This window comes from Candidatus Neomarinimicrobiota bacterium, from assembly GCA_018647265.1.
Classification (GTDB): domain Bacteria; phylum Fidelibacterota; class Marinisomatia; order Marinisomatales; family TCS55; genus TCS55.
Genome location: JABGTK010000095.1, coordinates 1 through 6,786 on the forward strand (window position 1 = coordinate 1; position 6,786 = coordinate 6,786).

Sequence of the window (6,786 nt, forward strand, 5' to 3'; positions counted from 1 at the left end):
ATTCATTCGCATCATCATGCGAATGGGTTTGGCCAGAATACTATTATTATTAAATATTTCTTCTGAAAAAATAATGGCCGTTAATGATGGGTTATTTATAAATCTATTGGTATGCCCCTGAATCATTTTTTTAATTTTTTCGATGGTTGCATTATTGTCATCAATCTGGGATAGTTCTTTATTTGTTGACTCTTTCATGGTTGATATAATCGCAAGAATTATATCATTCTTATTTTCAAAATGGCGATAAATCGCCGGCTCAGAAATCCCGATCGCTTTGGATATATTCTTGATTGTTAATCCTTGAATGCCTTTATCGGCAATCAATTGGATTGATTCCTGAATTATTTGGTTTTGTCTCTCGGTGTAATTTTCCATAATTTCAATCTACCCTAAAGTTTGTTAGTATTCACTAACCCATATTAAACTGTTCTTAGTTTAAATACAACTTTTATTCATATGGATATGCAAATATAACTGCAGATTATTTTCAAACTCGACTTAGTGGCGGCGTGAATTGGCGGATACAAAAGAAAATTCAATTCTCATGCAATATCGATTATTTAAAAGATAAATCTTATAATAATCTATTTATATATGCTGGTGTGAACTATAGGTTTTAACCAATATCGGTCAATGCTCGTGCGCCGCTTCTTCATAGGTGGAGAACCCATCAAATCGATCTTTTGCATAAACCTGATGACAGCTAACACAGCCTTCTACTCTTGTTGCATCCGTGAGACAAGGGTCTTTCTCCAAGGCTTTCTGGATTACGCGAAATCCTCGGTAGGCTGAAATCAAAGTGGGAATCGATTTTTTATTTTCCCATATTTTATTTATAATTATTAACAGCCGCGGTTCGTTGTGACGCGTGATTGATTAAATCAGAAACCCCTGATTGAAAGTCTCCAATTGAATTTAAAAATGTGTAACCTGTTTCTTCTTTCGTAACGGAGTCATGTATCAATTGGGAATACGTATTGTATTTTGCGATTAATCGCTCTTGATTAAAAGCGTCATTTATAGATTGTCCTACAAATGCATCGTAGATAGACCTATAATGTTCATTTGCATATAAATACTCAATTAATGGCCATTGCCCATTCTTTGATAAATTCGAAAAATTTAAATTAAGCGCACCTTCTTGCTTGCCAATTTGCAGGGCCTCATTATTATCCCATGGGATCCATATTAATTTATTGGATTCAGGATCATTGTAGAGGAAATAATTATGTGTCATTCGGCCATAAGTATCCCAATTTTGTAATACCGTATTATAGGCCAGGTATTTGAGAAAATTTTCAGTATCCAAAATTGCATCAAGCTCTTTTTCCCAAGTGATAGGATCCGTCGTTCTTAATTCAGAGTGGAGAACAGAGAAAAGATTTTCAATCTCGGACCAATCTGCATCATCTTCATTTGTGTCTTTTGTAAAATGATCTTTGTTAAAACTTCCTTTTTGAAAACTTGCACCCTCTCCTTCTGGTTTATACAAGTTCCCACTTGAGACACTAAATTGATTCTTAATTACCGTGTCATCCATTTCCTCAACGATTGTATAAAGCCCAAAATATTGTGACCCATCTCCGTGGTCAACGTAAACCTCACAGAAGGAAGTATTCGCACTGACTATTCCTGCTTCATAAAATATTTCACCAGAAACCTTTTCTCTTAAAAATGACCGATCCTCATAATTGCTTTTTAAACTCAATTGTTTGAATCCATAAAACCTTTGATTATCAATTTGAGGATATTCATCTTCAAACTCATCAAAATCCAATTTAAATGGTAATTTCATCAGCCCTTGAGACCATGAACTTCGTAAACTTGAATTTCCTTTAAAACGGACACCTACCCGGTACCACTTTTTACCATTATATAATATATCTCCTGGTACCCACATTGGATTTTCAGAATCATCTAATCCGCCCCCTGGACCTCCACCCGGTCCTCCCCCTGGTCCGCCACCTTGATTTGGCTCTCCATGTAACGAAGTCATATCTTTTAGCATTAAATCCCATCGATCACTGTTTATAATGATATCAACCCGTTTTACTTCATCATTTGGAAAAACTTCTGAAAAATTTGGAGTGGTTAACTTCCCATGCGTTTCCTGTGACCAATCATCTGCCGTAAAATCCTTATCATTAAATATAATTTTATCAGACTCTGCGGACGTTTCATCTAAATTTTCACAGCTCAGTAAAAACGTCATTAAAATAAATAAAAATAAGAAGTTGGTTTTATTAATATTCATTGTTTTCTTTCCAAATTATTTGCTTTTTTAGACAAGAACTTCTATTAATAGTTAAAATTTATTTTATTGGATTATAATATCTCACAATATATTGATAGCCTGTACTAGGTCCATTCAAAGTTTAAAAATTTCAGTCATAAATTTATAATCAACCAGACATCTTACCCGCCAATAGCAACCATCCCCTGGCATCATTATTTGCAGGATCTAATTCCATGGATCTCCCCCAGGCTGCTTTTGCCAACGCCGATTCATTCATCTTCCAATAAGTAATACCGAGGCCTAAATAGGTTCCGGAATCAGAGGGCTTTAATTCTATCGATTCTTGATAAGCTGCCAGAGATTCCCTAAACATTCCTTTTTCTCTGTAAAAACCACCTAATACTTGCATGGATCCCGGGAGCCAAACGCCGGAATTTTTATTTACACTCAAGGCTTTTCTGAACGATGTCTGGCCCAATCCCGATTCCCCAACGCGATTATATTCCACCGCAAGGATGTAGTAAGCCTGAGGCAAAAGGGTTCTAACTTTTTTGTTATGGGGATCATAATGTAAAAGATCTTCCCAAGCAAATGCGGCTCTCCCCCATTCACTGCCTTTAAAATAACTATGCCCCTGTTTAAATCTTGTTTCACTATCGACAGGGTCAAGACGAACAGCATCGCCATAAGTCAGAGCTGCATAAACATATTTTCCTTGACCATAATATAAATCGCCTAATGCAACATAAGATTCTTGGTAAGTGGGGTCTTTTTTGATCGCTTCTTGATAACTTGCTTTAGCTTTACCCTGATCTCCCAATCCTTCAAAAGCTCTCCCTTTTAGAAATATAAATCCACTTTGCCTAGGAAATAAATCCTGGCCTCCCTGGGCGAGTTTTGCCGCATATTCAAAATTACGGTCTTCTAGATTCCTTCGAATTGTCTGCATCCGTTGCCCTGGACCATTAGGGTCTTTTTCCGCTGATTTAGCCAACACTTCATTGGATAAATTTTGTTTTTCATTTGTACCGAATATGGAAGCCATAGCTTCAATTGTAGCACGGTGATTAGGTTGAACTTCCATTGCTTCATCGAATGAATGGCGCGCTTTTGTCATTTGGCCAAATCGAGAATAGAATGACCCCAAATGAAAGTGAGAATCTGCATTAAAAGGATTTTGCGCTGCCAATTTGAGATAAATTTCTTTGGCAGTCTCGAACTGACCGATTCCTTCATAATTCCGCGCCAAATCCACTTGCAGTCGAAAGTCGTTCGGCTCTTTTCGTGCCGCATTTTCAAGCTCGGTGATGGTGGGAGCTCGCCTAGCTTCTATTCTTGTTATTTTTCTTTTTTCTTTATCATCCAAATAATGGGTGGCCCGGGCGAGATTACGGGAACTTAGCTCAAATGCTTCAGCAATATTATAAATGTCATTAGCATATTTTACAGGACTAATGGTTGGAATATCCGAAAGCCGGGGCACTTTAGCTTTCGTGGCATTTCGGCTGGCAACTTGGTTTCCCCGTTTTTTCAGGATCGACTGAAGCTGTTGTACTTTTTTCTTATTGGAAGAAGAAGGGTTCAGTTTATAGGCTTTTTGATAATCCTTTAACGCAGCGGCATAATCTTTATTCTTCGCCTTGGAATTCCCTCTTTTTGCATAAGCGGTTGCCTGGGCAACCTTTTTACTCGAAGGTTTTTTCTTACTGGATTTTTTACCACCCTGTTTTTTCGCTAAAGAAGTGAGTTGTTGGACTTTCTTATTATAATTTTTTGACGGACTGAGCTTGTATGCTTTTTTATAATCAGAAAGGGCGCCGCGATAGTCCTTTTTCTTCGCTTTTGAATTACCTCGTTTCGCATATTTGGACGCTTGGGATGCTTTGGCTTTTTTTGATTGTGCCAGTACAATAGAGGAATTATTGGGGACAGGCAGAATCCCGACCAAAGCTATGGCCAGGATAAATCGAGTGGTCCAGATATAAATCGATCGCATGATACGGAAACGAATTTACAACAGCCGAATGGTTATGAAAGGTCTATTTTAGCGGAAAGCTGAAAGAGAAACCCATTGGGTCATAACGCGACCGTTTTCGCCCCCCTCAGTCCAGGCAAAGAAGAGTTGATCATCCACTATTTCCATCTGGGGATAACCGGAAACACGCCCCGGTTGAATTTCAGAAACGATTCGCGGTGTTTGAACATTTCCAGATTTAGATACTATTGAAGTAACGATATCGGTTGTTTCTTCTGCCATTTCAATCCAACTGACCATGACTTCTGTTTGGCTAATCCATGTTAAATCTACCCGGCCAATTGGTTTAGATAAATCGACGCGAATAGGTGCAGAAAATGAGGCGCCATCATTATGTGAAAATGCCACATTAACTGTGGGCGTTTCATTGGGTGAAGTATACCAGGCAATGGCCAAATCATTCCCATTAGCAGCCAGCATGGGGCCATTTACGGGGCAGCCGCCAATTAACCAATTGTCCTCATGAACGGGATAGGGTTCAAACCATTTACCATCCGCATAACGAATAATATTAATATCGCGGATTTCTTTTTCAGATCGGTCACGATAGGCAATGATTAAACTATTTCCCGTTTGAATAGAACTGGTGGGACAACATTCACACACCCGGTTGTCCAGCATTGCTTCTGTACCCAATTGACCATCCACCATGGTGGAATGATATAAGGCCATATCTCCCATAGAATGGGTCACAGGATCATAGGCGCCCATGTGGCGGCCATCCAGCCATACAAACCCCAGGGATGCATCCTGCTGTTGGAAAAATGATAAAAATCCATGCTCCCCTTTTGGATCAATATCGCCATGAGGAATCACCGATTCAGACCATGATTTACCCCGATCTTTGGAATGGGATATTTGAACATTATAATCGTAAGGACCATTTCCGCTTTTTTGAAGCCAATGAGACACCAATTGATCCCCGCCCACTTCATAAATAGACGGAAAGTCGGCCCAGTTCACAAAGTAAGGATCCCCGGATGTAATGGTTTGGCCTTCTGTCCATGTTCCTTTCGAAAATTCAGACCATTGTAATGCCCATTGTACCGAATCAACCTTCTCAAACCAGGACATGAGGAGTCCACCATTTTCTGTAGCAGAAACACGGGGATACCGACTGCCATTCATTGTAGACGGAAGAGAGAATTCAGGGGTTGAACACCCAAGAAGAAATAGGGATAGAAGAATGTATTTTTTCATTTTTTATCAATGTTTTCGTAGAGACGCATCGCTATACGTCTCTACATATTTATTTTATCATTGGGGACCTTCAGGCATCCCCTATGTTTAATTATTGACCTTCCGGCATTTTACAGCAGAGTTCCAAATTGGCATATGCATCGGGATCTGCCTTTTTATCATTGACACTATACCCTATAGATGTAATGGCTTTTTCTATGGCTGGGAAATCAATAAGCGATGCCTTATAGGTCACTTTTCCTGTTTTGGCTTTCAAGTCGATTTCAACTTTCTTTACGCCTTCAAGGTCAGCAACAGCTTCTTCCACGCCCATTGAACACATCATGCATTGCATGGAGTCTAATTTCAATTCAGCCGTTTTGGTATCGCTGCTGCAGCTAATTAAAAAGCTGGCGGTTAAAATACTCATTATTGTTTTCATTCTTTCCTCTTTTTCTATTTATAGAGATTAAATCTGAGTGGAGATATTAATCCCAGTTTTGCTAAACGTATTACTCATTTATCAAATTTTAAAAGTCGAATTTTCGACAATAAAAAGACCGAAAAAATAACTATCCCTATTTCTATCCAGAATAATAATCCATTGTCCATATAGAATGAAAAATAAGGGTTTTGGACCATTTCCCAGACAGGTACTTGTCCTTGTTCTGGTTGAATTTGATAGAGGAAATAATCTTTATCGCTGAATGGGTAAAGCCATTTTATTCCCACGGTTCTGGCTGTAATCCAATCCGTGATAAGATGCAGTTGTGTGCCTAAAAATATGCCCAATGAAATTGGTTTAATTTTTTTATTCTGTATTATTCTACCTACAAAAACCATGAGGCCAAATATTACAATCCAACATATGGGTGTATGCAAAATGGAATGGTGACCAGCAACGGTTTCAGACATTAAGCCGTCCACATCGGGTAAAATAGACGCGATGAGCAACACTGGCATAAATGGCGATATCGTCCAGGACGATTGTTTCATCAATCGTCCCAATATATATCCGGATGCGATGTGAGAGGGTAAAAACACGATTATTTACATGTTTATCATTTACGATTTAACTAAACGCATGGGTTTAAGTTTCATCTTACATTCATCACAAGTTCCAGGTACATCGCTACGTACGTGACTATGGATAAGCATGGGACAACCATAATATTCCATTTGATCTTTGGTGGTAATGACACCAGCCACCAATTTCATATTACATTCAGGACAATTCCCCGCTTCCCGGCTATATACATGTTTATGACTCTCCTTTGGACATGTATAATAGATCAGCCTTTCATTCTCGATTTTCTGAACGGTTTCTGCCTTC

Annotated in this window: 8 protein-coding genes; all 8 read right to left on the bottom strand. The window is 38.7% G+C overall.

The window, feature by feature from the left end; translation table 11 throughout:
* Window positions 1-378, bottom strand: a 378-nt coding sequence (locus HN459_05385) for a TetR/AcrR family transcriptional regulator (protein MBT3478879.1), incomplete at its 3' end; no start/stop codon positions are given.
* Between the two features lie 255 nt (window positions 379-633).
* A complete protein-coding gene (locus HN459_05390) occupies window positions 634-801 on the bottom strand; it encodes a hypothetical protein (protein MBT3478880.1) in 168 nt (55 codons plus the stop codon).
* A 31-nt stretch (window positions 802-832) separates the two neighbouring features.
* Entirely contained in the window at window positions 833-2,257 is a 1,425-nt protein-coding gene (locus tag HN459_05395; protein ID MBT3478881.1) for a CotH kinase family protein, read from the bottom strand.
* 148 nt (window positions 2,258-2,405) lie between these two features.
* Window positions 2,406-4,235, bottom strand: coding sequence for a tetratricopeptide repeat protein (locus tag HN459_05400; protein ID MBT3478882.1), 1,830 nt, complete (start codon window positions 4,233-4,235; stop codon window positions 2,406-2,408).
* Between the two features lie 48 nt (window positions 4,236-4,283).
* Window positions 4,284-5,474: a hypothetical protein gene (locus HN459_05405; GenBank protein MBT3478883.1), complete on the bottom strand. Its 1,191-nt coding sequence runs from the start codon at window positions 5,472-5,474 to the stop codon at window positions 4,284-4,286.
* Window positions 5,475-5,565: 91 nt separating this feature from the next.
* The gene (locus HN459_05410; GenBank protein ID MBT3478884.1) at window positions 5,566-5,895 is read right to left on the bottom strand and encodes a heavy-metal-associated domain-containing protein; all 330 of its coding nucleotides are present in this window, start codon (window positions 5,893-5,895) and stop codon (window positions 5,566-5,568) included.
* 74 nt (window positions 5,896-5,969) lie between these two features.
* Window positions 5,970-6,449 carry a metal-dependent hydrolase gene (locus tag HN459_05415; protein ID MBT3478885.1) on the bottom strand — a complete coding sequence of 160 codons (480 nt, stop codon included), beginning with the start codon at window positions 6,447-6,449 and terminating at the stop codon, window positions 5,970-5,972.
* A 69-nt stretch (window positions 6,450-6,518) separates the two neighbouring features.
* A partial coding sequence (locus HN459_05420; GenBank protein MBT3478886.1) for a hypothetical protein occupies window positions 6,519-6,786 on the bottom strand: 268 nt, incomplete at its 5' end.